At 59.9% G+C, this 26,449-nt stretch carries 17 protein-coding genes; 12 read left to right on the top strand and 5 right to left on the bottom strand.

Annotated features, from left to right (window positions below; all coding sequences use genetic code 11):
- Positions 1 to 2 precede the first annotated feature (2 nt).
- From argS to scpB, 5 genes are all read left to right on the top strand, one after another.
- A complete protein-coding gene (gene argS / locus J4E08_RS02525) occupies positions 3 to 1,745 on the top strand; it encodes an arginine--tRNA ligase (protein WP_349537164.1) in 1,743 nt (580 codons plus the stop codon).
- Between the two features lie 157 nt (positions 1,746 to 1,902).
- Positions 1,903 to 2,808 carry an SPOR domain-containing protein gene (locus J4E08_RS02530; protein ID WP_349537450.1) on the top strand — a complete coding sequence of 302 codons (906 nt, stop codon included), beginning with the start codon at positions 1,903 to 1,905 and terminating at the stop codon, positions 2,806 to 2,808.
- Positions 2,805 to 3,785, top strand: a complete 981-nt coding sequence (locus tag J4E08_RS02535; protein ID WP_349537165.1) for a glycoside hydrolase family 3 N-terminal domain-containing protein — start codon at positions 2,805 to 2,807, stop codon at positions 3,783 to 3,785. Before J4E08_RS02530 ends, J4E08_RS02535 begins: the two co-directional genes overlap by 4 nt.
- Before the next feature lie 37 nt (positions 3,786 to 3,822).
- The gene (locus tag J4E08_RS02540; RefSeq protein ID WP_349537166.1) at positions 3,823 to 4,623 is read left to right on the top strand and encodes a segregation and condensation protein A; all 801 of its coding nucleotides are present in this window, start codon (positions 3,823 to 3,825) and stop codon (positions 4,621 to 4,623) included.
- Entirely contained in the window at positions 4,616 to 5,275 is a 660-nt protein-coding gene (gene scpB / locus J4E08_RS02545) for an SMC-Scp complex subunit ScpB (RefSeq protein WP_349537167.1), read from the top strand. The genes J4E08_RS02540 and scpB overlap by 8 nt, the downstream gene beginning before the upstream one ends.
- Positions 5,276 to 5,395: 120 nt before the next feature.
- Here the strand turns inward: scpB and J4E08_RS02550 are convergent, their stop codons facing one another.
- The 4 genes from J4E08_RS02550 to speB all read right to left on the bottom strand — a co-directional run bounded on the left by J4E08_RS02550 (position 5,396) and on the right by speB (position 10,411).
- The gene (locus tag J4E08_RS02550) at positions 5,396 to 5,590 is read right to left on the bottom strand and encodes a hypothetical protein (RefSeq protein ID WP_349537168.1); all 195 of its coding nucleotides are present in this window, start codon (positions 5,588 to 5,590) and stop codon (positions 5,396 to 5,398) included.
- An 85-nt stretch (positions 5,591 to 5,675) separates the two neighbouring features.
- Positions 5,676 to 7,712, bottom strand: coding sequence for an ASKHA domain-containing protein (locus tag J4E08_RS02555; RefSeq protein WP_349537169.1), 2,037 nt, complete (start codon positions 7,710 to 7,712; stop codon positions 5,676 to 5,678).
- Positions 7,713 to 7,897: 185 nt separating this feature from the next.
- Positions 7,898 to 9,046: a CaiB/BaiF CoA transferase family protein gene (locus tag J4E08_RS02560; RefSeq protein WP_349537170.1), complete on the bottom strand. Its 1,149-nt coding sequence runs from the start codon at positions 9,044 to 9,046 to the stop codon at positions 7,898 to 7,900.
- Between the two features lie 390 nt (positions 9,047 to 9,436).
- Complete coding sequence (gene speB, locus J4E08_RS02565; RefSeq protein ID WP_349537171.1) at positions 9,437 to 10,411, bottom strand: agmatinase; 975 nt, start codon at positions 10,409 to 10,411, stop codon at positions 9,437 to 9,439.
- Positions 10,412 to 10,557: 146 nt separating this feature from the next.
- On the opposite strand from speB, the gene J4E08_RS02570 reads away from it, so the two are divergent.
- From J4E08_RS02570 to J4E08_RS02605, 7 genes are all read left to right on the top strand, one after another.
- Complete coding sequence (locus J4E08_RS02570; protein ID WP_349537172.1) at positions 10,558 to 10,854, top strand: EF-hand domain-containing protein; 297 nt, start codon at positions 10,558 to 10,560, stop codon at positions 10,852 to 10,854.
- Positions 10,855 to 10,967: 113 nt separating this feature from the next.
- Entirely contained in the window at positions 10,968 to 12,416 is a 1,449-nt protein-coding gene (gene guaB, locus J4E08_RS02575; protein WP_183964299.1) for an IMP dehydrogenase, read from the top strand.
- A 1,055-nt stretch (positions 12,417 to 13,471) separates the two neighbouring features.
- Complete coding sequence (locus J4E08_RS02585) at positions 13,472 to 16,921, top strand: CheR family methyltransferase (RefSeq protein ID WP_349537451.1); 3,450 nt, start codon at positions 13,472 to 13,474, stop codon at positions 16,919 to 16,921.
- Complete coding sequence (locus tag J4E08_RS02590; RefSeq protein WP_349537173.1) at positions 16,914 to 17,279, top strand: response regulator; 366 nt, start codon at positions 16,914 to 16,916, stop codon at positions 17,277 to 17,279. The genes J4E08_RS02585 and J4E08_RS02590 overlap by 8 nt, the downstream gene beginning before the upstream one ends.
- 490 nt (positions 17,280 to 17,769) lie before the next feature.
- A complete protein-coding gene (locus J4E08_RS02595) occupies positions 17,770 to 18,486 on the top strand; it encodes an endonuclease/exonuclease/phosphatase family protein (RefSeq protein ID WP_349537174.1) in 717 nt (238 codons plus the stop codon).
- On the top strand, positions 18,483 to 19,919 hold the full coding sequence (cls, locus tag J4E08_RS02600; RefSeq protein WP_349537175.1) for a cardiolipin synthase: 1,437 nt from the start codon (positions 18,483 to 18,485) through the stop codon (positions 19,917 to 19,919). Before J4E08_RS02595 ends, cls begins: the two co-directional genes overlap by 4 nt.
- Before the next feature lie 253 nt (positions 19,920 to 20,172).
- Complete coding sequence (locus tag J4E08_RS02605; protein ID WP_349537176.1) at positions 20,173 to 22,539, top strand: Tex family protein; 2,367 nt, start codon at positions 20,173 to 20,175, stop codon at positions 22,537 to 22,539.
- A gap of 1,798 nt (positions 22,540 to 24,337) precedes the next feature.
- Here the strand turns inward: J4E08_RS02605 and J4E08_RS02615 are convergent.
- Positions 24,338 to 26,425, bottom strand: coding sequence for a methyl-accepting chemotaxis protein (locus J4E08_RS02615; RefSeq protein ID WP_349537177.1), 2,088 nt, complete (start codon positions 26,423 to 26,425; stop codon positions 24,338 to 24,340).
- Between the last annotated feature and the right edge of the window lie 24 nt (positions 26,426 to 26,449).

Consider the following 26,449-nt stretch of genomic DNA (forward strand, 5'->3'; position numbering starts at 1 on the left):
CGATGAACCTCTTTGCCGATATCCGTGCCGTTGTCCTCGACGCGATTGCTGATCTGACCCGCGATGGTGTCTTGCCCGAGGGCTTGAACACCGCCGCCGTCACAACGGAGCCGCCGCGAGATCCCTTGCATGGGGATATGGCGACCAATGCTGCCATGGTATTGGCCAAACCGGCCAAGCTGAAGCCGCGCGATATTGCCGAGGCGTTGGCCGCCAAGCTGGTGGCCGACGACCGCATTGCAACGGCAGAGGTGGCCGGGCCGGGGTTCCTTAACCTGCGGTTGGAGCAGGCCGTCTGGCAGGGCGTGCCGGGCATGGTGCTGACCGCCGGAACCGCCTTTGGCCGCTCTGACATGGGGCAGGGCGAGAAGGTCAACGTCGAATATGTTTCCGCCAACCCCACAGGGCCGATGCACGTGGGGCACGCGCGTGGCGCGATTGTTGGCGATGCCATGGCATCGCTGCTGGCCTATGCGGGCTATGACGTGACGCGTGAGTATTACATCAACGATGGCGGCGCGCAGGTCGATGTCCTCGCACGGTCGGTCTACTTGCGCTACCTGGAGGCACACGGGCAGGATGTGGAATTCCCCGATGGCACCTATCCCGGCGACTACCTGAAAGACGTGGGCGCTGCGCTTAAGAATAAGGTCGGGGAGGATTACCTTGACCAGCCCGAAGACGTCTGGCTGGCGGATGTGCGCGTCTTTGCCACCGACGCGATGATGGACCTGATCCGTGACGATCTTGGCGCGCTTGGCGTGAAGATGGACCGCTTCTTTTCCGAGAAGTCGCTGTATGGCACCGGCCGGATCGAAGAGATCATTGACCGGCTCAAGCAAGACGGACTGGTGTACAGAGGCACGTTGCCCAAGCCGAAGGGCAAGGCCGATGAGGATTGGGAAGAGCGCGAGCAGTGGCTGTTCAAATCCACCGACTTTGGCGATGACGAGGATCGCCCCGTGGCCAAATCCGATGGGTCATGGGCCTATTTCGCGCCCGATATCGCCTACCACTATGACAAGGTGCAGCGCGGCTATGACCTGCTGATCGACGTCTTCGGGGCGGATCACGGCGGCTACGTCAAGCGGCTGAAGGCCGTGGTCAAGGCGCTGTCCGATGACCGCGTGCCGCTGGATATCAAGCTGATCCAGCTGGTGAAGCTGTTCAAGAACGGCGAACCCTTCAAGATGTCGAAGCGGGCCGGGACGTTTATCACCCTGCGGGATCTGGTGGACATGGTCGGACCCGATGTCGCGCGCTTTCACATGCTGACGCGGAAATCCGATGCGCCGCTGGACTTCGACTTTGACAAGGTGGTGGAACAGTCCAAGGAAAACCCGGTGTTCTACGTGCAATATGCCCATGCGCGGATTTGTTCCGTGCTGCGCAAGGCACGCGCCGAGGGCATCGACGTGTCGGACGCCACATTGGCGCAGCAGGATCTGTCAGGTCTGACCCACGCCTCCGAGCTGGCCCTGGTGGGAAAGCTGGCGGAATGGCCGCGTCTGGTGGAAATCGCGGCGCGCACCCATGAGCCGCATCGCATCGCGACTTACCTCTCGGAACTCGCCGCAGACCTGCATGGGCTGTGGAACGCGGGCAACGACACGCCGTCCTTGCGGTTCATTCAGGACACACCTCAGGCAACACAGTCAAAAATCGCACTGGCACGCGCCACGGCGGTTGTGATTTCCGCCGGCCTTGGTATCTTGGGCGTGACTCCGGTCGAGGAAATGCGCTGAAATAAAGCGCGCCCCGGGGCGTCTACACGAGCAGAACCACCTTTCGGGCATGTATCCGACGGGGGAAGACGAGGCAGAGATGGCGGATTACACCTATGATAGGGGGTATCGTGCCCCCGTATCTCACAGTGTCGGAAGACCTGTATCGTTGACGAATGTGGCGGGCGCTGCGGCGTCGCTGGCTTTGGTCGTGGGCGTTGGCGTCTGGGGCTACGGTGTCTTGGCGCGGGATGTCAGCGGCGTGCCCGTGGTGCAGGCGGTTGCCGGCCCCATGCGTGTGGCGCCCAAGGATCCTGGCGGCACGCTGGCGGACCATCAAGGTCTGGCGGTGAACGTGGTGGCGGGCCTGGGCGCAACCGAAGGACCGGCGGACCAGTTGTTGCTGGCGCCTGTTCCTGCCGGATTGGCCGCCGAGGATGTGGCCGCCGGTTCGATGGAGCCGATCGAAGAGCCATCTGAGCAAGTCGAGATCTCGACCTCCACCACGGCGGCATCGCCGGAGGACGATGCGATCATGACGCTTGCGGCACAGATTGCGGCTGAAAACGAGCCTCTGTCGCCGTTGAAAGAGTATGAACCGAGTGCCGACTCGCCCTTTGCGGATGCGCAGGATGTCAGCTCTGCCGGGGCAGAGGCCGAGGACGACGAAATCGTCGACAGCACACCGTTTGCGGGCCCGGGAATCCGACGCTCGTTGCGGCCGCGTGTGCGTCCTTCGGGGATGCAGGTTGCCTCCATGGGGCCGGTGGATGCGGCCACGGTCGCGGCAGCGGCCAGCGCCACGCGCGAGATTGATCCGGCCTCTCTGCCCACGGGCACCCGCCTCGTGCAGATCGGTGCCTTTGACAGCGCCGAGACCGCGCGCGGCGAATGGACCCGGCTGGAGGCGCGCTTTGGTCAATTCCTCGACGGGAAGGGCCGCGTGATCCAGAAGGCGCAATCCGGCGGACGCACCTTCTTCCGTCTTCGTGCCGAAGGGTTTGTCGACCTGGCCGATGCGCGCCGGTTCTGCGCGGCCTTCGTGGCGGAAAAGGTTGATTGCATCCCGGTGGTCACACGATGAGCCGCTTTGGCGCGGCCATCTTTGGCTGCGTCGGGGAGCGGCTGAACGAAGACGAAAAACGCTTTTTTGCCGAGGCGCGGCCGTTTGGGTTCATCCTGTTTGGTCGAAACCTGAGCGACGCGGACCAGATCGGCGCGCTGTGTGACGAGATGCGGCATGCGGCGGGCCATGACGCGCCGATTTTCATCGATCAGGAAGGCGGGCGGGTGCAGCGTCTGCGTCCGCCGCTGGCGCGAGAGTTTCGTCCGCCGCTGGAGGATGTCTCGCTCGGCGCGCGGGCGTTTTACCTGCGGGCCCGGATCATCGCGCATGAGCTGCGGGCGCTTGGCATTGATGGCAATTGCATCCCGACACTCGACGTGGCCCGCCATGAGACACACGCCATTTTGCGCAACCGCTGTTACGGCACGGACGTGGACACCGTGGTTCGGCACGGGCGCGCGGTGGTGGATGGACTGCTGGCCGGGGGCGTGCTGCCGGTGATGAAACATATGCCGGGGCACGGGCTTGGCACGCTGGACAGCCACAAGGAATTGCCGCGTGTGGGGGCTGCGCGCTCTGATCTGGACGCGGTGGATTTCGCAGCCTTTGGGGCGTTGAAGGATGTGCCGCTCGCCATGTCGGCGCATCTGGTGTTCGAACAGATCGACCCGCGTCCGGCGACGATTTCGCCGGTCATGGTGGAACTGATCCGCCAGCAGATCGGCTTTGACGGGCTTCTGATGACAGACGACATCAACATGGAAGCGCTCTGCGGCACTATCCAGGAACGCGGTGCCGCGGCACTGGCGGCGGGATGTGATGTGGTCTTGCACTGCCATGGCGACATGGGCGAGATGCGCGGCCTGTGGGAGCGCTGTGGAGAGATGTCGGATGCGGCGCAGACCCGCGCAGAGGCCGCGCTGGCGGCCCGGCGCGCGCCCGACGATGTTGACATTGACGCGCTCAATGCGGAATTAGACGGCTTGATCGCCTGAGCGATCCCTGACCGCTCGCAACCCGCGAAAGGGCCATATGGCCGAGGATCAAGAGCCAGAGCCGCAAGAGCCTATCTCTGTCGCCGATCGGATGGCGGCGGAGGCTTTGGTCGTGGATGTGGACGGCTTTGAGGGTCCGCTGGATCTGCTGCTGAACATGGCACGGACGCAAAAGGTTGACCTGCGGCAGATCAGCGTGTTGGCGTTGGCGCAGCAGTATCTGGCGTTCGTGGACAAGGCAAAGACGCTGCGCATCGAACTGGCGGCGGATTATCTGGTGATGGCCGCGTGGCTGGCATTTTTGAAATCACGCCTGCTGTTGCCCCCCGATCCGGAAGAAGACGGCCCCTCCGGCGAAGAGCTTGCCGCGCATCTGGCCTACCAACTGGAGCGGTTGCAAGCCATGCGCGAGGCAGCCGCCAAGCTGATGGCGCGCGACCAGATGGGGCGCGACTTCTTTGCCAGAGGCCTGCCGGAGGAGATGGAGCGCACCCGCAAGGTAGTCTACACCGCGACGCTTCTGGACCTGATGCAAGGCTATGCCCGGCTGCGCACGCGCGATGAGTTTCGGCCCTTTGTCATGGATCGCGACAAGGTATTTACCATGGAACAAGCGCTGGAGCGGATGCGGGGCATGATCGGGTTTGCCGGAACGTGGACGGATATTTCCTCATACCTTCCGGTTGGTTGGGGCGAGGAAGAAGGCATGTGGCGGTCTGCCACCGCAGCGACTTTTGCGGCCTCCCTGCAATTGGTAAAGGAAGGGCATCTGGAAATCCGGCAAGAGGATCTGTTTGCCCCGATCCAGTTGCGCCGGACGGAGACACGCGATGAGTGATACGGACAATGCCCCACGCGACAGCCTGTTCGAGCCGCCGGTCATGGCGGAGCAGGAGCGCATGGTCGAAGCGATCCTCTTTGCGACGGTGGACCCTGTGACCGTCAAGGAGTTGGGCGACCGGATGCCCCACGGGTCCGATCCGGCAGAAGCGCTGGTCTCCTTGCGCAAGCGGTACGAGGGACGCGGGGTGCAGGTGGTGCGTGTGGGCGACGCCTGGGCGTTCCGCACCGCAGCCGATCTGGGCTATCTGATGCAGCGCGAAGTGACGGAGACACGCAAGCTGTCCCGTGCGGCGGTCGAAACACTGGCGATCATCGCCTATCACCAGCCGGTCACCCGCGCCGAGATCGAGGAAATCCGTGGTGTCGCCGTATCTCGTGGCACGGTCGATCAACTGCTGGAGATGGACTGGATCCGTTTTGGTCGCCGCCGCATGACCCCCGGGCGGCCGGTGACCTTTGTGGTCACGCAGGCTTTCCTCGACCACTTTGGATTGGAATCGGCGCGCGATCTGCCCGGCCTTGCCGATTTGCGCGCGGCTGGGTTGCTGGACAATCGACCCTCGCCGTTGGCCGCAACGGGACAGGACGAAGACGACGCAGATGCTCTGGAGGCCGGGGAAGGCCAATCCGAACTGTTCGAAGATTGAGGGCAATCACCGCGATCGCCAAACATTAGGCGTGTTTTGACGACAAATCGCGGCAAAGCAGGGAGCGTTGGCAGGCGCTTCGGCGCGCACCCGCATTCTGAGATCTGGTACGGCAGCGTTTCAGGCCGTCACGTGAAAGGCGGGCAGCGGGGACATAGGAACGTCGATCATATCATTCGCATGGTGGTTCATCAGGTGATCCGCCAGTTCGTGAACCGTGGCATCAATGCGGGTGTGAGCGCGGGCGAGACCCGAATGGGTCAGTCGCGCGCGCACAAAACGGCGAGATATGGGAAACCAGTTGGCCAGAAACATGGATGTGGTCCCGAGCAGCGGCACGCCCGCGATGCGAGCAGCGCAAGGTGCGTCAGCTACGCGGCGCCGCCCGCTTCGAAAACAGTTAACGCCGCCGTCTGCGACGCCCGCCCGAGTCCTCGCCGTTGCTGTTGAAGCTGACATCCGGCAGCGTCACATGGGTCAGCAGGTTCGGAAACGGGTCCGTCGCATGCGGAATCGCATTGGCGTTGACAAAATGCTCCTGGAATTTCGGCTCAATCGCCGTTTCAACCTTGGTGATCTGCTTCACCATGGTTTCCACTTCGCGGCGCGCGGCCAGCGAACACAGGGCAATGCGGGCGCCGTGACCGGCGGCATTGCCCGCGCTGGTCACTTTTTCAAGCGGCACATCCGGGATCATGCCCAGCACCATGGCGTGCAGCGGCGAAATATGCGCGCCAAAGGCGCCTGCCAGCACGACCTTGTCCACCGTATCGGTGCCACGGGTGTCCATCAGCAGACGCGCGCCAGCATAGAGCGCCGATTTGGCCAGCTGAATGGCGCGGATGTCCCCTTGGGTGACGGTGATCTTCGGGCCGCCCTCGGCGGTGCCGTCGAAGATCAGGTATTCGTGGGTGCGGCCCGTGGCGAGGCATCGGTCGGACCCGGTCTTCTCCGCCGAGCCGATCAGGCCGGATGGATCGAGCAACCCGGCAATGCGCATTTCTGCCACGGCCTCGATGATGCCGGAGCCGCAGATCCCGGTGATCCCGGTTGCCGTGGTGGCCTCGGCAAAGCCCTCCTGATCCGACCAAAGGTCGCAGCCGATGACACGAAAGCGTGGTTCGCGGGTGGCGGGATCGATGCGAATGGCCTCGATCGCACCGGGTGCGGCCCGCTGGCCAGAGCTGATCTGCGCCCCCTCGAAAGCGGGCCCGGTGGGCGAGGAGCAGGCGAGCACGCGTGTGGTGTCGCCAAGCAGGATCTCGGCGTTGGTGCCCACGTCGACCACGAGCGTCAGCTCCTCCTGTTGCCCGGGCTGCTCGGACAGGGCTACGGCAGCCGCATCGGCCCCGACGTGGCCCGCGATGCAGGGCAGGATATAGATCTGGCTGGCCGCGGGCAGGGCGGTCAGCGCCAGATCACGTGCGGTCAGGGACAGCGCATCCGAAGTCGCCAGGGCAAAGGGCGCCTGACCCAATTCCACGGGATCAATGCCCAGCAACAGGTGGTGCATGACGGGGTTGCAGACAAACACCGTCTCGAGGATGAGGCTGGTGTCCACCTCTGCATCAGCCGCGATGTCCTGGGCCAATTGGTCGATGGCCTCGCGCACCGCGCGGGTCATCTCGACCTCGCCGCCGGGGTTCATCATGGCGTAGGACACACGCGACATGAGGTCTTCGCCAAAGCGGATCTGCGGGTTCATGATCCCGGCGGATGCCTTCACTTCCCCGGTGTCGAGGTCCACCAGATGCGCCGCAACGGTGGTCGACCCCAGGTCGATCGCCAGCCCGTACAGGCCGCTTTCATGGAGCCCGGGCCACAATGCGATGATCTGCGGGGCCGCAGTCGCATTTGTCTTGTGCAAGGCCACGGTGATCTTGAAACCGCCTTTGCGGAGCACCTTTTGCAACACGGGCAGCAAGGCAGGCGACAGAGTGACGTCTGGTATCTCCCACTGCGTGGCCAGCGCGTGTTTGATGCGCTGCAAATCGCCCGTGGGATCATGCATGTCCGGTTCGGCCACTTCGATGTAATAGAGCCGTGTTGCCGGATCCATGATGATCGGCTTGGCCGAGGCCGCCTTGCGCACCACTTGCCGGTGAACCTGGCTCTCCGCCGGCACGTCGATCACCACGTCGCGCTGTACCGTTGCCTGACAGCCCAGACGTCGCCCCGGCTTCAGTCCCCGCACACGGTCATAGCGGTCTTCAACGGCGTTGACCTGCGACAGGGCGTCATCGGCAACAGTGACCCCATGTTTCGAAAAGTCACCATAAGACGGCTGTACCTGACATTTCGAACAAATCCCGCGCCCACCACAGACGGAATCCAGGTCCACACCCAGCTTCCGCGCGGCAGTGAGCACAGGCGTGCCAACCGCAAAGCGCCCGCGCTTGCCGGAGGGGGTGAAAATGACGAGTGGGTCTTGCGACATGGGAGGCTCCTGCACGTTCGTCGCGGAACATAGCGGTTTGAGACGCAAGGGAAAGCCGCTTCACGACCGGGGGGTGCGTAAAACCGTCCTTTGCTTTGCATGTTTCGCTGCTTGGTTAAATACTCCGGGGGAACGGAGGGGCTGGCCCGCCGGTGTTTGGCCAGTCCAAAGGCTGACCGAACGCCTTAGCCCTGTTCGAGCCATCGCAAAATTTCACCCCGGTTGCCATCCAGATCCGGTGCTGGCGCGCGCGAGGTCGGGTCGGGGGCATCGGTCATCTTGATGGGATTTCCCGCCGCCTTGTACGCTTGTCGTCCATTCTTATCCATGACGTCCACGACCATGTTGCGGGCAAGGATCTGGGGGTCCTTGAGAACCTGATCGATGGTCTGGATCGGGCCTGTGGGGATGCCGGCCGCGGTCAGCTTGGCAATCCAGAAGGCGCAGGTGTTGTCGAGCGTCACGGCCTCGATCAACCGTTTCAGCAGGCGGGCATTTTCGCAGCGCGCCGGGTTGGTTGCAAAGCGCTCGTCGTCCGACAGCGGGAGGTTCAGACAAATGCAGAGTTTTTCAAACAGTTTGTCGTTGCCTGCGGCGATCACGAACAGTCCGTCAGCCGCATGGAAGGTTTCGAATGGTGTGATCGAGGGGTGCCGTGCGCCCGATGGTCCTGGTGCCTTTCCGGTCGTGGTGGTGAGCGCCACCGCATGTTCCAGGATGGCGAGGATGGAATCCAGCATTGCCACGTCTATCTTTCGGCCCTTGCCGGTGCGGTCGCGGTCCATCAGCGCAGCAAGGATGCCCTGGGTCAGATACATGCCTGCTACAATATCGCCGATGGAGGCCCCAACCCGCGCCGGTTCGCGGTCCTTCTCGCCGGTGATCGACATGACACCGCCACGGGCTTGCACGACCATGTCGTAGGCGGGTCGCTTCGCATCGGGCCCTGTGTGGCCAAAGCCGGACACCGCCCCGTAGACCAGCCTGGGAAACGCAGCGTGGAGATCGTCCCAGCCGTAGCCGAGCCGTTCCATCACGCCGGGGCGATAGTTTTCCACGACCACGTCGGCCCGCGCCAGCAGCTTCTCGAAGATTTGTCTGTCGCCGTCTTCTTTGAGGTTCAGGGCAATGGATTTCTTGCTATGGTTTATGGCCGCGAAATAGGCCGATTTTCCGTCCTTGAAGGGGGGGAAGGCACGTGTGTCATCGCCTGTTTTGGGAGGCTCAACCTTGATCACGTCGGCGCCAAGGTCCGAGAGGGTCATTGTGCAAAACGGGCCCGCCAGCACGTGGGTCAGGTCAAGGATGGTGTAGCCTTTGAGGGGGGCGGTCATGCGGTCGGGCTCCTGTGATGCTGCTCGCCTTACACAAGAACGTGCAGGGCGCGTGACAGCAAGGGAGGAGTGCGCAACGTCGCTGCATTGCGGCAGAGTGTGGCCGATGCGTTTGATCCTGATCAGAGTGGGAGAGGGGACGTGGCCCGAATGAGTGCTGCGCACGCTTTGTTTTTCGGGTTCGGTTACTCGGGCTTCACCAAGGAAAAGCCCGCCTTTTCCTTGCGGCGGCCATCCATCGCTTCATCCGTGCCTGACAGAGGGCGTCACGTCGCGAAAGCACAATGGCCGTCTCCCCGGCAAGCCGGGGCCCCTCGGCAATTGTGCTTGCCCGCCGCGCCGTCCTCTGCCTGTCCGTCTTCAGGCGACGGATGGCTCCGGGGAAAAGGCTTAGCCAGAGGTTTGAGGGGTCAGGCCTTTGTTGCGGGCGTGGAAGACAAAGCCCAGAAGGTTGAGCAGGAGTTGTGCGGCAAGGATCGAAGTTGATCCGGTCGGATCATAGTCCGGTGCAACTTCGACGAGGTCTATGCCGACGACTGGATGGGTTTTTGCGACCTGTTGCAGCAGTTCGAGCACCTCGTAATAAAGGAAGCCGCCGTGGCTGGGTGTGCCTGTGCCGGGCGCGATCGAGGGGCAGAAGGCGTCGATGTCGATCGTGATGTAGACAGGGGCACCTTGCGGGAGACGCGCGGCGGCCGCCTTGGATCCGAGGGCGCGGGTTTGGCGCACAGAGAGGATGTCGGACCCGCGGTGTCGGGCGTCCTCGTAGCCTTCTCGTGCGGTGGAAGACACGTTGCGGATGCCAACCTGGGTCAAGCCAGTAATCCAGGGCTTCTCTGCGGCGCGGCGCATGGGATTGCCGTGACCGCGAGTCACGCCGTGGCGTTCATCGACGAAATCCAGATGCGCGTCGATCTGCAGCAGGTGGAAGGGCGGCTGATCCTCGTAGGCTTCGATGCAGGGGATGTTGATCGAATGATCGCCACCGAGCGTGACGGGCAAGGCGCCAGCGGCCAGCGCGGCTTCGACACCTTTGCGGATATTCGCATGGCTTTGCAGGGTGTCGGTGTGGATGATGTCCGCGTCGCCCATATCGGTGATCCGCACGCCGTCAAGGTAAGTGGTGTCATCTTCGTGATCGTAGGCCCCGGCGTGGCCGAAACTGAACAGGGTGGAGGCCTCGCGGATGGCGCGCGGGCCGAAGCGGGTGCCGGACCGCCACTGGGTGCCTGCGTCGAACGGCGCGCCGAGCACCGCAACATCGGTGTCCAAAGCCGACCAATCCGGTTGGTAGGGCCCGCGCGCAAAGGTGCAGATCCCGGTGAAGGGCAGGTTCAGACGCCCGGTGTCGTAGTGATTGGTCATACACGTCCTTTTGGTTCGAGCATTTTCTGAACGAGATCGCCCGTTGGCGAAGCCTTGTCATGCGATGCCGATTCTATCCGCGGATCACATCATATTAACGCGTGACGTGTACAAAGGCCCGATGACGTCCTTGAAAGGAGACCGATATGTCGATGACACCCGTTTCAGGTCCTTTGCCACCTGTCGCGGCGCAGCCCGCAAAGCCACAACAGCAGCGGGCGCTCTCCGACACGTTCGACGAGGTTTTTGACGCGTCCAGGATTGTGCAGGAGCTTGACACCGACGGGGATGGCACGATCAGCGACCAGGAATTCGCGTTCTATCGTGCCGGCAAGCAAGCCCGCGGCGAGTTTGTCCCGGTGTCCGGCCCGGGTACACGCCCGGTTGCGCAATCGGAACAGGTTGCGCAGGCCACCGTTGATGAGCTGCTCAAACCGGTTTGACTGCGTTTGTCGCATCAGCCGGCATGATGCCGATATGCGATTCCACGGCTTTTCATTTCCCTCCGGTCATGAGAAAGGAACGTGCCAACCGATCCCTCCCAAGGAGACCCCCCATGGAGATTCGCGAGGCTCTGACCTTCGATGACGTTCTGCTTGTTCCTGCCGCCTCCAGCGTGCTGCCGTCCACTGCGGACACGCGCACTTGGGTGACCAAGAGCATTTCCCTCAATATTCCGCTTTTGTCCTCTGCGATGGACACGGTCACGGAAGCGCGCATGGCGATCTCCATGGCGCAGGCCGGTGGCATGGGGGTGATCCACAAGAACCTTGATGCGGAAACGCAGTCGCGCGAAGTGCGCCGGGTGAAGCGGTTTGAATCCGGTATCGTCTACAATCCGGTCACGCTGCGCCCGGATCAGACGTTGGCGGATGCCAAGGCGCTGACCGAACGCTACGGGTTTTCCGGCTTTCCGGTGGTCGACGAGGACCGCAAGGTTGTGGGCATCGTCACCAACCGTGACATGCGCTTTGCCCAGCAGGACGACACGCCGGTTCGGGTGATGATGACCTCGGGAAACCTTGCTATTCTGCAGGAGCCTGCCGACCGGGAAGAGGCGATTTCCCTCATGCGGGCGCGCCGGATCGAGAAACTTCTGGTCACCGATGGCACGGGCAAGCTGACCGGTCTGCTGACCCTGAAGGATACCGAACAGGCGGTTCTGAACCCGACGGCATGCAAGGACGACCTTGGCCGTTTGCGTGTTGCGGCGGCGACGGGCGTGGGCGATGCGGGCTTTGAACGCTCTGCCATGCTGGTGGACGCGGGCGTCGATATCCTGGTGGTGGATACGGCGCATGGTCATTCGGCCGGCGTGCTGGAAGCGGTGACGCGGGCCAAAACCTTGTCGAGCAGCATTCAGGTGATTGCCGGGAACGTGGCCACCGCCGCTGCTACGCGCGCCTTGATCGACGCAGGCGCGGACGCGGTGAAGGTTGGGATCGGGCCGGGCTCGATTTGCACCACGCGCATGGTCGCCGGTGTTGGCGTGCCGCAGCTCACCGCGGTCATGGACTGTTCGAAAGAAGCGGGTGACATCCCGATCATCGCGGATGGCGGCATCAAGTTCTCTGGCGACTTTGCCAAGGCCATCGCGGCTGGCGCGTCCTGCGCGATGGTTGGGTCGATGATCGCAGGCACCGATGAATCTCCCGGTGAGGTGATCCTGTACCAGGGGCGTTCCTTCAAATCGTATCGTGGCATGGGGTCGCTTGGCGCTATGGCGCGCGGCTCGGCGGATCGGTATTTTCAGAAGGACGCGGCCAGCGACAAGCTGGTGCCGGAGGGCATCGAAGGTCAGGTGCCTTACAAAGGTCCTGCAGGCAATGTCGTGCACCAATTGGTCGGCGGCTTGCGTGCGGCCATGGGCTATACGGGCAATGCCACTGTGGCTGAGATGCGCACAAATGCGACCTTTGTGAAAATCACCGGGGCGGGACTGAAGGAAAGCCATGTTCACGACGTGCAGATCACGCGGGAGTCGCCGAACTACCGAATTGGCTAAATGCGTGTTGCCAATTTGAAATTGTGAGGCCGGCGCACGTATGTGTTCCGGCCTTTTTGCTGGAACACGTGCTGGACAGGGCGAGATCCGGACAGTGTTTCAGCGGCTTGCCGTATACAGGAAAAGATAGACCGTATTCCGAACGGATTAAGGTCGGACGCGGTCAGCTTGCATGTCGAGGCAACCCTTGGCCCGCTAAACCCCTCAAGATTTTCGCAGTGGCGTTGGGGCCGTTTTCTGTCGCAAGATCAGAATTTTGATGAGCGATCTCGTGCGGATGGCGCATCTTTTACCTTGCTTTTCAAACGTTCACGTTAAACCAAGATTAGACGACAGACGGCTTTTGAGTGGAATTATATTTCACAATTCCAATGCCTTATGATGGCAGGGTGTGCTGAGGGAATGGCCATTGCACGGCGATCAATACCGATTGAATGCGACGGTTTGACAAGGGCATGTTCTCGCGGGTGACGATAGAGGTTGCCAAAGAGTACGGCGCGGAAAAGACGGTGGTGATGGAAGTGAGCAGGCGAAGGCCATGCGGCTGCGTGAGCTTGCGCGTACCTCAAAGGGCAGCCTGTCGCGCCCCCTATGGACGTAAGAAGCGCGGCGACTGCATCATGTGAACCGCGGTCCGCAAACACGATTTGGCCGTGTCCAGTGTCCGTCCGATCCTCAGCCCGGAAATGGGAGTGTGGTCCTGGCATGCAACACATCGGCGGCACGGCTTTCCCCCGCGCTCAAAAAGTTGAAAGGTCCCGACCACGGCGGGCGGTCTTCTGGATGGTCGACAAGCAGTCCGCGCAGGGCGGTGAAGCTGCCAGCTGACCATCAGATGATGTCGGTAGCATGCAGTGTTGAAATGGATTGAAGGTCTTTGCCTGAGACATCGACGAATGTTGATGCGTGACAGCATGCTGAACCGTCTAATAGCTTTCATTGAAGCTGGTTCTTGTTATTAAGTTATTAAAAGTTCTTGGGGGAACACGGTCATGTCAGTCATCCCGATTGTTGGTATCGGTGCATCCGCCGGAGGGTTGGAAGCCCTGAAAATCATGATCGGAAATACCTCTCCGCAGACCGGAGCGGCTTTCGTGATTGTCCAACATCTGTCGCCGGACCAGAAATCCATTCTGCATGAGCTTCTTCAGGGGCAAACCGATATGCCCGTCAGCCAGATCGAAGACGGCGAAGCGATACAGGCCAACCATTTTTACGTCGTTCCGCCGGGCACAGTCGCGAGCATCAAGGATAATCACCTGTATCTGGTAGAGCGCGACAGCGAAGACGCGTTGCATCGCCCCATCGACGCGTTTTTCAAATCGCTGGCGGCGGCGCGTGGCCGTAATGCCTATTGCGTGGTGTTGTCGGGGACCGGCAATGACGGTTCGGCCGGTCTGAAAGAGGTTAAAGGGTCGGGCGGGTTTGCCCTGGTGCAGGAAAGCAAGGGCGCGCGGTTCCCGGGTATGCCGGACAGTGCGGTTGCGACCGGGTTGGTCGACTTTATTTTGCCGGTGGAAAAAATCTCCGCGCGTCTGGATGAGATTATTCAGCACCACCTGCGTCTGAGCCGTAGCGATAATCAGGAAAGTCTGAAGGAAGAAATCGAAGCCGCGTTGCCGCGTTTCAGCGAGCGATTGCAGGCCGTTGTTGGCAATGATTTTTCTGACTACAAGCCTGGCACTCTGGTCCGTCGCATCGAACGCCGGATGGCGGTGCTGCGCATTCTGGATGTGGAGCGGTTCATCAAGACCCTGGAGGACAGCAATGAAGCGCGCCTTCTGGCGCAGGAGTTTCTGATCGGGGTCACGCAGTTTTTCCGCAATCCCGAAGCCTTCGAGGTCCTCAAAGACAAAGTCGTCGACTCTATTTTATCGAACTCCGAAAGCACGATCCGCATCTGGGTGCCTGGATGTTCGACTGGCGAGGAAGCCTATTCACTCGCCATGCTTTTCATAGAGGAAATGGAGGCCCGCGGTGACCGGCGTGTCCTGCAGGCGTTTGGCACGGACATAGACACGCCGTCTCTCGTGTCGGCGCGCTATGGTCTCTATTCAGCGGATACGGTTGAGAAACTCAGCCCGGAGCGTCGCGAGCGCTTCTTCCATATCGAGAACGGTGAGTACCGGGCCGACCCGAAGTTGCGCGAAGTTTGCGTCTTCGCGCCACACAACCTGTTGCAGGACCCGCCGTTTTCGCGGCTCGATCTGATTTCGTGTCGCAATTTGCTGATCTATCTTTCGGCCAACCTGCAAAAGAAAGTGATCCCGCGGTTCCATTTTTCGCTGCGCGGTGAGGGGCATCTTTTCCTGGGGCCGTCCGAGGGGCTTGCCGGTGACGACAATCTCTTTGATGTGGTGGACAAGACCCATCGTATCTTTCGCAGAAATGCCAAGGCCACGACCAGCTTTTCGACGCTGCTTCAAAAACCGGGCCGTCCGAAGGCACTGCCTGTCGAGATCAAGCAACCTGCACCGGAGCCGAACATGGCGCTCGACCTGTCACGCGAGACAGCGGTCGAGCAGGAATTTTTACGAAACCATGCCGCGCCATTTGCGCTCCTATCGAGCAGAGGGGAGGTTCTGTACCTTTCCCGGAAGATGACCGAATTGGTGCGGCCGACGCAGGGTGCACCCTCCACCTTGGTTGACGCCTACCTGGCGAACGAATTGCGTCTTCCGGTGCGCACGGCTTTGTCCGAAGCGATCAAGACCGGCGAGCCAATGCGCATCGAGAACATCGTTGTTGTGCAGGGTGATACGCGCCGCCTTTTCGATGTGGAGGTCAGCCCCAGCGGCTCGAATTTTATCCTGGTGTTGACCGAAGTCCGCGCCCTCGACGTCGACGATATCGGAGAGGCTGTCGGTGAAAGGGAGACAGCGGACCGTGACATCCTGGAGACCGAAAACGTCAAGTTGCGCAAGCAATTGACGGCAACGATGCAGGAATATGAATCCTCTGGCCAGGAGCTCAAAAGCAGCAACGAAGAGCTGATGAGCATGAATGAGGAACTTCAGTCATCCAACGAGGAATTGGAAACCTCGCGGGAGGAATTGCAGTCGATCAACGAAGAGTTGGAAACGGTAAATGCGGAGCTGCAGGAAAATAACCGGCTGCTGATCCGAGCGAACTCGGACCTGAAGAACCTGTTTGAGGCAACCGATTTGGCGGTGCTGTTTTTGGACCGCGAATTCTGTGTGCGCAATTTCACGCCCTCGACCGTGGCACTGTTCGGCATCAGGCAGCGCGATATCGGGCGGCCGATATCCGATTTGTCGTCACGTATTGATTACCCCGACTTGGAAGCCGATGCGCACAAAGTCGACGAAACGCTTCAATCGTTTGAACGCGAGGTCACTATACCCGCCTCCGGTCAGGTGTTTCTGCTGCGGATCAAACCCTACCGCACAACCGACAATCGGCTCGACGGCTATGTCCTGTCTTTTATCGATATCACGGATCGCAAGAGCTACGAAGAAACCCTCAAGCGGAATGAGCGGGCTATGGCACGGCAATATGCCGAATTGGAAAACCTTTACGACACCACGCCGGTCGGACTGGCGCTGATTGACACCGACTATAAATGGGTCCGTGTAAACGAATGCCTCGCTGAAATAAACGGTTTCTCCGTCGCTGATCATATTGGAAAGTCTTTCAAGGATCTGCTGCCGGCCCTCGCGGATACGTTGGAAAACGTCTGCCATCACGTCATCCAGTCCGGTGACCCGTTGCTGGAGATTGAAATCGAGGGTGAAACCGGCGCCGCGCCCGGGGACAAACGCAATTGGATCGGCGATTATTACCCGGTCTGGCAGGACGGCAAGGTCTTTGCTGTGGGTGTCTGTGTGCGCGAAGTGACGGACCAGGCGCGCATGATGCAGCGCATTCAAAAGCAAAACGATCACCTGAATTTGCTGCTCGGAGAATTGCAACACCGCGTCAAGAACACGCTCGCCACGATCAGTTCGATTTCCAAATTGCTGCTCAAGGGCGTGGCTGGCGCAGTTGAATATCAGGCGCGTCTCGAAGATCGCCTCGGATCAATTTCTCGCACCCACGATCTGCTGACGGACGCCGACTGGTCAACGGCCAAATTGTCCGAGATCATTCGCAACGAGGCCGCGCCGTATGAACAGAGAAACTTTGAACGTATACGGATTACAGGCCCCGACCTTCGGTTGAGCTCGAAAGAGGCCCTGGCTCTTGGAATGGCGCTACATGAGTTGACCACCAACGCTGCCAAATATGGAGCACTGTCTGTCGAAGGAGGTCATATCGTTATTGGCACACAGTGCGATACAAGCGAAGCTGGAACCAAAGCGCGCATTGTCTGGAAGGAGTTTAACGGCCCGCCGATTTTATCTCCGCCGGACAAAAAAGGTTTTGGCACCCTCGTGCTGGAGAGGGTCTTGGGGAGTGATCTTTCAGGCGAGGTTAAAATAGAATTCAACGAAGAGGGCCTTTGTTTTCAAATAGATTTCGAGCTGGAGGGAACGAATGAGTAACCCCGAGATACTTGTTCTGGAAGACGAAGCATTGATCGCGATGGATATTGAAATGACCTTGGCCGAGGCAGGGTTCAAGCAGGTTTCAGTTCATTCAAATGCTCAGTCCGCGCTCAATCGGATTGACGAGTGCAGGCCTATGGCTGCGTTTCTAGATTTCAATCTTGGAAATGGTAAAAACAGCCTGACAGTTGCAGAAAAGCTGAAAAGTCATGGTGTCCCGTTTGTGTTCCTGACCGGATATACCGACGCGACAGTCTCTTTGCCCAATAATCTTTCGGACACCAAAAGGATAGCCAAGCCATTTCGTAGCGCAGATTTGGTCAAAACAATCAACGAGATGGTGCCTCAGGCATAGGCGGTCAATTGTTTCACTGTCCAGCGTCGGTCGAGAACCCCTTGGAATTTCTGAGTTAATAGCAGAAACGTAGCCTTGAGCTTGATGACCTGTGTTCAAAGCCTCCCTCAGCCATGGAGAGAGTTTGATATCTTAAAACAGCGGCTGGCATTTGATCGGCTCTGATGATGAGACCGCCCAAGCGACGTCGATGTGCCAAGGTGAGACTGCGATGGTCCGCAAAAGGACGGTCATGTCGCAGATCATCGAGGTCGAGCGCGATCTCGCGGAGACGATATTTTAGGCGGACGTTCTTGGGGTCAGGCCAGACTGTGTGCGAAATCGCCTGCAATATCGTCGATTTATTGGCAGCGGTGCTTTTTGTCGGTGGAGGGTTTCTTTTCTTCAGTGAGAGCACAATCTGTTTTGGCAAAGGTTGATCCGACTGGCGGCCGGGTTGTTTGGCTTGCCACCAACAATCAGGTTATACGGCGTGACCGGGGAGCCAAGGTTGAATGACTATAATTGTTTTAACCGGGGGGGATGTGTGCGGATAGCGAGCTACAATATTCGCAAAGCCGTGGGGCTTGATTGGCGACGGGATCCAAACAGGATAGTCGATATCCTGGGCGAAATCGATGCGGATGTTGTCGTGTTGCAAGAAGCAGATAAACGGATCGGCACTCGTGCCGGCGTTTTGCCCTTGGACCGTCTGGAAAGTGAACTTGGCTACATCATGACGGACGTTTCGCTTCGCCCGCTCAGTCATGGCTGGCACGGCAACGCGATACTTGTGCGATCATGCTTTGCCGATCATTTATCCGAGCGGATCGAGTTGCCGATGGTGGAACCACGCGGGGCCGTTTCGGTTCGGTTGGAGCATCCGGATCTTGAAGTGATTGGTGTTCACCTTGGGCTCACGCCGGGCATGCGACGCAAGCAAATGTGTGCTTTGCAGAAGGTATTGGCCGATCGAGATCATCCCGTGTTGCTGGCGGGTGATTTCAATGAATGGAATGCCGCGCGTTTCCCGTTTGATGCACCGATAACTGTTGTTTCTCCGGGGCTGAGCTTTCACGCACAGCGGCCAAAAGTTGCGTTTGATCGGTTTGTTCTCGGGCCGGGGTTGCGCGCTGAAACGGCATATGTACATCAATCGGCTTTGGCGAAAAAGGCTTCCGATCATCTGCCTATCGTTATCGACATTGCCTTTACGGGGATCACATGATTCAGGCGCTTTTGCTCATTTTCCATGTGTTGATCGTCATAGGGGTGACGCTTCGCATATTGTTGCGGGATGACTTTTCCCCACAGGCGCGGTTGACGTGGTTTGTCGTGTTGGTGGTGCTGCCATATGTCGGAAGCATCATCTATTTTCTGCTGGGCGAAACCGACCCCTGGAACAAGGCGACCAAGCGCCACAACGAGGTTTTCGACGAAATTCGAGCGAAGGCGTCCCATCTGATGGGGGTGCCGGAAGATACGGAAAGGCTCATCGATCCGCTGTACAGGCCAGCCTTCCTGTATGCGGCGTCGATCAACGGGTTTTATCCGGTCGCCAAAAGCCGCGCTGAATTAATGGCCGATGCTGAGGCCACGAATACACATCTCGTTGCGGATATAGACGCGGCGCAAAGCCATGTTCATGTGCTTTATTATATCTGGCTGGACGACAACACTGGCAGGGCCATTGCACATGCGCTCATCCGTGCAGCACAGCGGGGCGTGACATGTCGGGCCATTGCAGACGGTTTGGGGTCGCGTGGTGTTATCAAGTCGCCCCTCTGGCAACAGATGAAGGATGCAGGGGTGCAGATGGCCGTGGCGATGCCGTTGGACAACCCGATCCGCACAATCTTGAAAAGCCGCGTTGATCTGCGCAATCACCGCAAGATTACGGTGATCGACAGCAAGATCACTTATTGCGGCAGCCGAAATTCCGCCGACCCGGAATTTCGTGTCAAAGCCAAGTATGCGCCTTGGGTCGATATCATGCTGCGGTTCGAAGGCTCTGTCGTGGCGCAGAATGAATTGCTTTTTATCAGTGACTGGATGATGGCGACGGGAAACATAATAGATGACATCACTCTGACGTCTCATCCTGTCGAGGGCGGTTTTCCCGCGCAGGTGATGGGGGATGGGCCGACGGAACGTCAGGGGGCGACGCCGCAGCTTTTTGCGGTCCTGATCGCCAGTGCGCAGGAGACTTTGACGCTTTCGACCCCGTATTTTGTGCCGGATGAGACAGTCTTGGAGGCCTTGTGTTCTGCGGCGCATCGCGGGGTCGCAGTGACGCTTATCTTTCCCAAAGTGAACGATAGCTGGATCGTCGCAGCTGCGAGCCGCAGCTATTACCGAAAGCTCTTGTCGGCAGGATGCGAAATACGCGAATTCAAAGATGGGCTTTTGCATGCCAAGACCCTGACGCTGGACGGCAAGGTGACCATGATCGGCTCATCCAACATCGATTTGCGCAGCTTTGATCTGAATTATGAAAACAACATTCTTCTGCAAGATCACGGTGTGACCCATGCCGTGCGTGAACGTCAGCAGGAATACATCGCTCGATCAGACCTCATGACCCTTGAACAGGTGACCGCATGGCCTCGACGCAAGCGTATCTGGCATAACGTGATTGCCACGATTGGCCCTGTCCTATGACCGGCGCGGATGTGCCGGGCGAAAGGTCCGCGGGCACACCGATGCGCGGCGCTTGCAATTGGCAGGGTGCTGAAACCCCTGTTCGGAAGCCTGTATGTGCGTCTTGGCGTGGCCCTGCGGGACAGAGGAATTTGGCATCGCGATGACTTGCCTTGCCGCTGTTTCGCGACCCTTTGCCGATGCGTCCGCGGGGGCTTGGCGGCCTATCCGCATGGCGGTATGAGGGACCTCCCGCAGATCAGGAGTGCCCGTCTTGGACCAGACCGCAGAGCGTATCGCCCGCACCATCGCCACCGAAATCGCTGCCGCCCCGAAGCAGGTCGTCGCGGCGGTGGACCTGCTGGACGGGGGCGCAACCGTGCCCTTCATTGCGCGTTACCGCAAGGAAGCCACCGGCGGGCTGGACGACACTCAGCTTCGTACACTGGGCGACCGGCTGACCTACCTGCGCGAAATGGAAGCCCGCCGTGCCAGCATCCTCGATACGATCAAGGGGCAGGGTAAACTGACGGACGATCTGGCGCGCACCATCATGCAAGCCGACACCAAGGCCACGCTCGAAGACATCTATCTGCCCTACAAGCCCAAACGCCGGACCAAGGCGATGATCGCCCGAGAAAATGGCCTTGCGCCCCTGCTGGAGCAGATCCGTGAATATCGGGGCAAGGACCCCGCACAGCTTGCCGAAGCGTTTACCGGCGCGTCGGTCGAAACGGTCAAGGACGCGCTGAACGGTGCGCGTGATATCTTGGCCGAGGAGCTGTCGGAAAATGCGCAGCTTCTGGGCGGCTTGCGCGATTTCATGATGCGCGAGGCCAAGATCACGGCCCGGGTTGTGCCGGGCAAAGAGCAGGAAGGTGCCAAGTTCTCCGACTATTTCGAGCATGAGGAAGACTGGTCCAAGATCCCCTCGCACCGGGCGCTTGCCATCTTGCGCGCGGCCAAGGAAGAGATCGTGACCATCGAGATCGCGCCGGATCCCGAGGCCGGTCAGCAGCGCGCCAAAGACATGGTCGCCGCCGCGATTGGCGTTCCGGGCCAGGCACCGGGTGACAATTGGTTGCGGGAGGCCGCCGCTTGGACCTGGCGGGTGAAACTGTCGCTGTCCATGTATGTCGACCTTCTGTCAGAGCTGCGCCGCCGCTCTCACGAGGAAGCAATCAACGTTTTCGCGCGCAATTTGAAGGACTTGCTACTCGCGGCACCTGCGGGCAACAAGGCAACGCTTGGCCTTGATCCTGGCATTCGCACAGGTGTGAAGGCCGCCGTCGTGGATGCCACCGGCAAAGTTCTGGAAACCGCGACCCTCTATCCCTTTCAACCCAGGATGGACCTGCGGGGTGCACAGGCAAAGATCGCAGAGATGGTTGCCCGCCATAAGGTCGAGCTGATTGCCATCGGCAACGGAACCGCGTCCCGTGAGACGGAGCGCATGGTTGCCGACACGATGAAGCTGATGAAAGGCACGCAACCGACGAAGGTGGTCGTGTCTGAGGCCGGGGCCTCCGTCTACTCGGCGTCGGAACTTGCGGCACGGGAATTCCCTGATCTGGATGTTTCCCTGCGGGGGGCGGTGTCGATCGCGCGACGTCTTCAGGATCCGCTGGCCGAGCTGGTCAAGATCACGCCCGAAAGCATCGGCGTCGGCCAGTATCAACACGACGTGGATCAGCGCCGTTTGGCCCAGGCCCTGGCAGGTGTGGTCGAAGACGCGGTGAACGGCGTGGGCGTGGACCTGAACATGGCCTCAGCGCCGCTGCTTTCGCATGTGGCGGGCCTGTCTGACCGTCTGGCCGAAGCCGTCGTGTCATACCGCGACACCTACGGCGCTTTCGCTACCCGCAAGGCGCTGCTCAAGGTGCCGGGGCTCGGTCCCAAGGCCTTTGAGCAATGCGCGGGGTTCCTGCGCATCCGCGAAGGTGACGAACCGCTTGATGCCTCCTCTGTCCACCCTGAAGCTTACGCGGTCGCGCGCCGCATCGTCAAAGCCTGTGGGCGCGACATCCGTGACATAATGGGCCAGCCGGAGGCTCTGAAAGGCGTGCGGGCAGAGCAATTCGTCGATGACAGTTTTGGCCTGCCGACAGTGCGCGACATTCTGGGCGAGCTGGAAAAACCCGGCCGTGACCCGCGCCCCTCGTTCAAGACCGCGACCTTTGCCGATGGGGTTGAGGATATCAAAGACCTCAAATCCGGGATGGTGCTGGAAGGGACTGTGACCAACGTCGCGGCCTTTGGGGCGTTCGTGGACATCGGCGTCCATCAGGACGGCCTTGTCCACGTCAGCCAGCTGGCGGATCGTTTTGTCAAAGATCCCCACGAGGTGGTCAAGGCGGGCGACGTGGTAAAGGTCACGGTGACCGAAGTGGACGTGCCGCGCAAGCGCATCGGTCTGACGATGAAGAAAGACGGGGGTGCTTCGGCCAAGGAAGATCGGTCTGCGCGCGACACGGGGCCACGTGGAGCGCGCGGTGGCGCAGGGCAGGGGCCAAAGGGCCGTGGTCCCGGTGGCGGCGGCCCGCGTGACAAGGGGCCGATGAGTAGCGCGCCCAAAGGCGGCAGTGCGGGTGGCACAGGTGCGTTTGGCGACGCGCTGTTGGCCGCGATGAAGAAACGCTGACGCACCTCAGGTCTTTAGAAGCCGCGAATCCCTGCAAAACAAAACTCAGACGGCGCGGCCTTCAGGCGCGACGTTTGCGCATGACTGAAGAGGTGTGAAGGCGGTGGACATCGGGGCGTGAGCCTCTTGCGCGGTTGGGGGTGATGTTCGGTGAACAGAATGACGTAAGTTTGGAGCGCTGCGGTCGGTTCAGGAGCTTGCCCCCTTCGCACCGCTGCGCTTCACACCCCGTACCCCCTCGCAGTCTGCCCTCAGGTCGAAACCATAGGGGCCGGAACATCGGTGTCATTAATAGCAGGTTGCATGCAGTCGCGGACTTCAAGGGCCGCACGATCCGGCGTTTTCCCGGCCGCTGGCCACGCCAGTGACGACACCGGGAGCAGAGCCATGATAGAACAGCCTGCCATGCGCCGAATGGCCGTTGGGAGATCGCGGTTACGACGCGATCTGGTTTCGGGAAGGTTTCACGGACAAAGACAATCATCCCTGCACTCCGAGGCGAACGTCTCTGGTCAAGCTTGGTAAATCCCAAAAGCTCCGCTACAAACGACGCGACAGGTCGGACGCCTGAAGGGTTGGCGCCGCGTCGCCAGATGCTCGAAGGTTTTCCTGTCAGACGTGACACTCGCGGCAACCCGACCTGTTTCGGCTGAAACTTCAGAAGTCTTGAGCCTACATCGCGGTTCGGACTAGACACTCAGATTTCGTGACGCAACCTGCCTTTCAGGTGAAAGAAAAGTCGACGGCTTGCCTTGGAGCCAACTTCGATCCAACGATCTACGAAGGTGGCCTGACTTACGCGTCACGGCGGCAAGCCCAAGCGTCCGCTGGTCTTTTTCGACGCCGGGATCCGAGTGTGCCTCTTCACCCAGAACTCGTTCAAGCCACACTTGCGCGTCCGCTGACATGCTGCCTGGGCTGTCAGGCCAGTGCCTGACGTCTCGACCCGGTGGAGGAGTATGGCGACGCTGGCCCCATGCCGCCGAACCGATGGTCAACAAACGTGCTCGTATACTGCGCAGGCATCAAATTTCTTGGAGACGGCGCGTGGCGGGCCCGCAAGTGTTGGGTGCAAGTCCGACAGGGTCATGGAAGTGGAGCGCACCATGTTGGACATCCGCGCTGTAGAACTCACCCGCAACTGTGAAGGCGTTAGTACGACCCCGACGGACCTGTTCAGCCAAATTCTTTAGGGCGAGCAGATCTGCAAGGTGCTTGCGTCCGTTCGGTAGATTGCGTCGCAATCGTCGGACGGCCAGTGAATAGCGCTTGAACGATACGCCAAGTTGCTACTTTACCGTCACATAGTGCGACGCTGTCACTATCATATCTATCTGCAAGATCGGTCATTTGTAGGCGCCGGACTTATTCTTGGCCTGCGCCCGAAACGAAATCCTGTGCGCGCACTACAGCTATGGTAGGGCGTTCTGGTAACACTGGTTCGAAACCGAAGCCCGTAGCCGGAGCAAGGCGAAACCTCTCGTGACATGGCGATCCTGTGAACGACCGGTCACTTGATGCGCCGCCTGCAAGCCTTCGGAAACGCATCGCCGCAAGAGATGACTTCCGTTGGACAGGAGAAATAAAAACTTATCGCGCGAATGAACCGCTTCTCAGCACTGAACGCGATCGAGATCGTTCGTGTGGTATGACTTCATTGCGAACGGGTAGACTGCTTGCAAAGTTTCAGCAGCGCCATGCTGCGCGTATAAAGTCAAAGACTTGGATAGTGTTTCAACACCAGACCACGTGTGGGAAAATATAGATTGGTTTTCCTACTGCATCAGACGTTGTGCAGCTATTCAGCAGCGAGAAGTCGTGCATGCGGGGCCTGCGTTTCGCCGGACTGAAACCGTCCCACCAGAAGCGCCAGCCGCTTTCCTTCGGCCGTGAGGCTGTCGCTTGCGGCCGAGGTTTGGTTGAACATGCCCGCGTTGGTCTGAGTATCCTTGTCCAACTGCATGACCGCAACGTTGATCTCGCCGAGACTGGTTTCTTGTTCCTCCGCCAAGGTTGCGATGCGTGCCACTTGACCGGTAACCTCGTCAATTGCGGTGACGATGTCTTTTAGAGCCTCACCCGTTCGTATGACGAGAGACACACCATGTTGCACCTTGTCGCCGGACTGTTCGATCAAACCGCCGATCTGCTGGGCAGATTCAGCTGTTCGAGCCGCAAGTGCACGGACCTCGGCGGCCACGACCGCAAAGCCTGAGCCCGCTTCGCCTGCGCGGGCGGCCTCGACCCCGGCGTTGAGCGCCAGAAGGTTGGTTTGAAAGGCAATGTCATCAATCATACTGATAATTTGCGCAATTTCTTCAGAAGACCGTTCCACTTCCTTGATTGCGTCCACTGCGGCGCTCACCACGCCATTTCCGGCCTGCGCCTTGTCTATTGCTGCCTTCCCGGAATTGTCTGCGGAGCGGGCGCCGCGTGTGCTTTCTTGCACGGCGTTGGTGATATCCTGAAGCGCGGCGGCGGTCTGTTCCAGCGTAGCGGCGCTGTTTTCGGTTCGGTTTGACAAGTCTTGCGCCGCGCGTCCGATTTCGCTGGCGGAAGTGTTCACCGTTTCCGAACTAAAGGCGATGTCCGAGATAACATTTGAGAGCTGTTCGACGGCGGTATTGAAATCTGCGACCAGCTGCCCGTATCCTTGCCCCAGATCGTCGTTGAGACGGATAGTGAGATTGCCAGCTGCCACCTCTTGCAAGCCTTCGGCCAGTCTGGTCACCACCATTCCCTGCTCTGCTTGACGGATCATATCGGCATCCCGAAGCTGCTCTGCTTCAACCAAACTGTCGCGGAACGCTTCGAGACCAGTTGCCAACTCGGTGATCTCTCGCCCGTGGCCCTTTAGATCATCGAACGCGAGGTTTGTGTCCCCCGCCGCCAATACGCGCATCCGTTGCACAACGCGCGTCAGGTACGATGTGAGGCGGTGGCCGATGATCCATGCCAAGGCTCCGCCTACAATCAATGCACAGAGCACGGCGAGACCGGTGACCATCGCAATTTGCGATTCGATTTGCTGATACGGCGCTCGTGGCAACAGGATATGTACCATGGCCACAGGCCTTCCGGCGAAGTCCTTGAGGACATGAATGTCGCTCATGTAAGACTTTTCGCTTAGAGTAATTTTCTGCGGTTCGCGGGGCTGGTTTACAGCATCGGGAACATCCTCAAGAGGAATGATTGCCTCGCCGTCATAGCCTGCGTGAAGACGGGTGCTGGACATGTCCGGATCTTCAAAATCCGTGAAGAGATCGCTCGGCAGAAGGTAAAGTTCAATGGCGGCGTCGGTCCCGTCGATCATCTGCTCCAGCAAGCTCTGATCGAGCGGCAGACCAACTTCGACTGAGCCGGCATGATCGCCACCTGCCTCGATTGGGTGAATTGCGCGGATCACAAGCCCGCTGCGGCCACGTTCGAGGCCCGCCAACGGCAGCCGGGATGCGTTCGCCTCGACCACAATCGGGCGAAAACTGGAAAGATCGTCACCGTAGGTGCTAGGATCGTGGACGCGCAGGATGGAAATTGCCTCTGGCGAATGGAATTGGAATTGCGCAATCCCGGTAGCCTCGGAAAATGCATCGAAATCCTTGGGAAATTGCCGTTGGAGACCTTTTCGGTCTTCTTTGTCCACGGCGCGTTGCACGCGGGGCATTCCGGCAACCATGGCGGTGAAGCTCTCAGCGCTCTGGACACGGGCCTGCAGAACATTCTGGGCCCGCCCCCACAGTGCTGACAGTTCACGATCCGCGCCTTCGCTGGCGATCTGTTGAGACCCCAGATAGAGTGGTGTCCCGACGCAGGCGATGGCCAGGGTTGAGCAGAATAGGATCGCGAGTATGATTCGGGCACGCAGCGACATGGACATCTCCATCATTTGAGGCGCAGGGTGGCCAAGATG

The organism is Sagittula sp. NFXS13, assembly GCF_040148795.1.
GTDB classification, from domain to species: domain Bacteria; phylum Pseudomonadota; class Alphaproteobacteria; order Rhodobacterales; family Rhodobacteraceae; genus Sagittula; species Sagittula marina.

What these genes read in the sequence shown, in the direction of transcription:
- argS (WP_349537164.1), top strand. Translation starts at nt 3, where the DNA reads ATGAACCTCTTTGCCGATATCCGTGCCGTTGTCCTCGACGCGATTGCT.
- J4E08_RS02535 (WP_349537165.1), top strand. Translation starts at nt 2,805, where the DNA reads ATGAGCCGCTTTGGCGCGGCCATCTTTGGCTGCGTCGGGGAGCGGCTG.
- J4E08_RS02540 (WP_349537166.1), top strand. Translation starts at nt 3,823, where the DNA reads ATGGCCGAGGATCAAGAGCCAGAGCCGCAAGAGCCTATCTCTGTCGCC.
- scpB (WP_349537167.1), top strand. Translation starts at nt 4,616, where the DNA reads ATGAGTGATACGGACAATGCCCCACGCGACAGCCTGTTCGAGCCGCCG.
- J4E08_RS02550 (WP_349537168.1), bottom strand. Translation starts at nt 5,590, where the DNA reads ATGTTTCTGGCCAACTGGTTTCCCATATCTCGCCGTTTTGTGCGCGCG.
- J4E08_RS02555 (WP_349537169.1), bottom strand. Translation starts at nt 7,712, where the DNA reads ATGTCGCAAGACCCACTCGTCATTTTCACCCCCTCCGGCAAGCGCGGG.
- J4E08_RS02560 (WP_349537170.1), bottom strand. Translation starts at nt 9,046, where the DNA reads ATGACCGCCCCCCTCAAAGGCTACACCATCCTTGACCTGACCCACGTG.
- speB (WP_349537171.1), bottom strand. Translation starts at nt 10,411, where the DNA reads ATGACCAATCACTACGACACCGGGCGTCTGAACCTGCCCTTCACCGGG.
- J4E08_RS02570 (WP_349537172.1), top strand. Translation starts at nt 10,558, where the DNA reads ATGTCGATGACACCCGTTTCAGGTCCTTTGCCACCTGTCGCGGCGCAG.
- guaB (WP_183964299.1), top strand. Translation starts at nt 10,968, where the DNA reads ATGGAGATTCGCGAGGCTCTGACCTTCGATGACGTTCTGCTTGTTCCT.
- J4E08_RS02585 (WP_349537451.1), top strand. Translation starts at nt 13,472, where the DNA reads ATGATCGGAAATACCTCTCCGCAGACCGGAGCGGCTTTCGTGATTGTC.
- J4E08_RS02590 (WP_349537173.1), top strand. Translation starts at nt 16,914, where the DNA reads ATGAGTAACCCCGAGATACTTGTTCTGGAAGACGAAGCATTGATCGCG.
- cls (WP_349537175.1), top strand. Translation starts at nt 18,483, where the DNA reads ATGATTCAGGCGCTTTTGCTCATTTTCCATGTGTTGATCGTCATAGGG.
- J4E08_RS02615 (WP_349537177.1), bottom strand. Translation starts at nt 26,425, where the DNA reads ATGATGGAGATGTCCATGTCGCTGCGTGCCCGAATCATACTCGCGATC.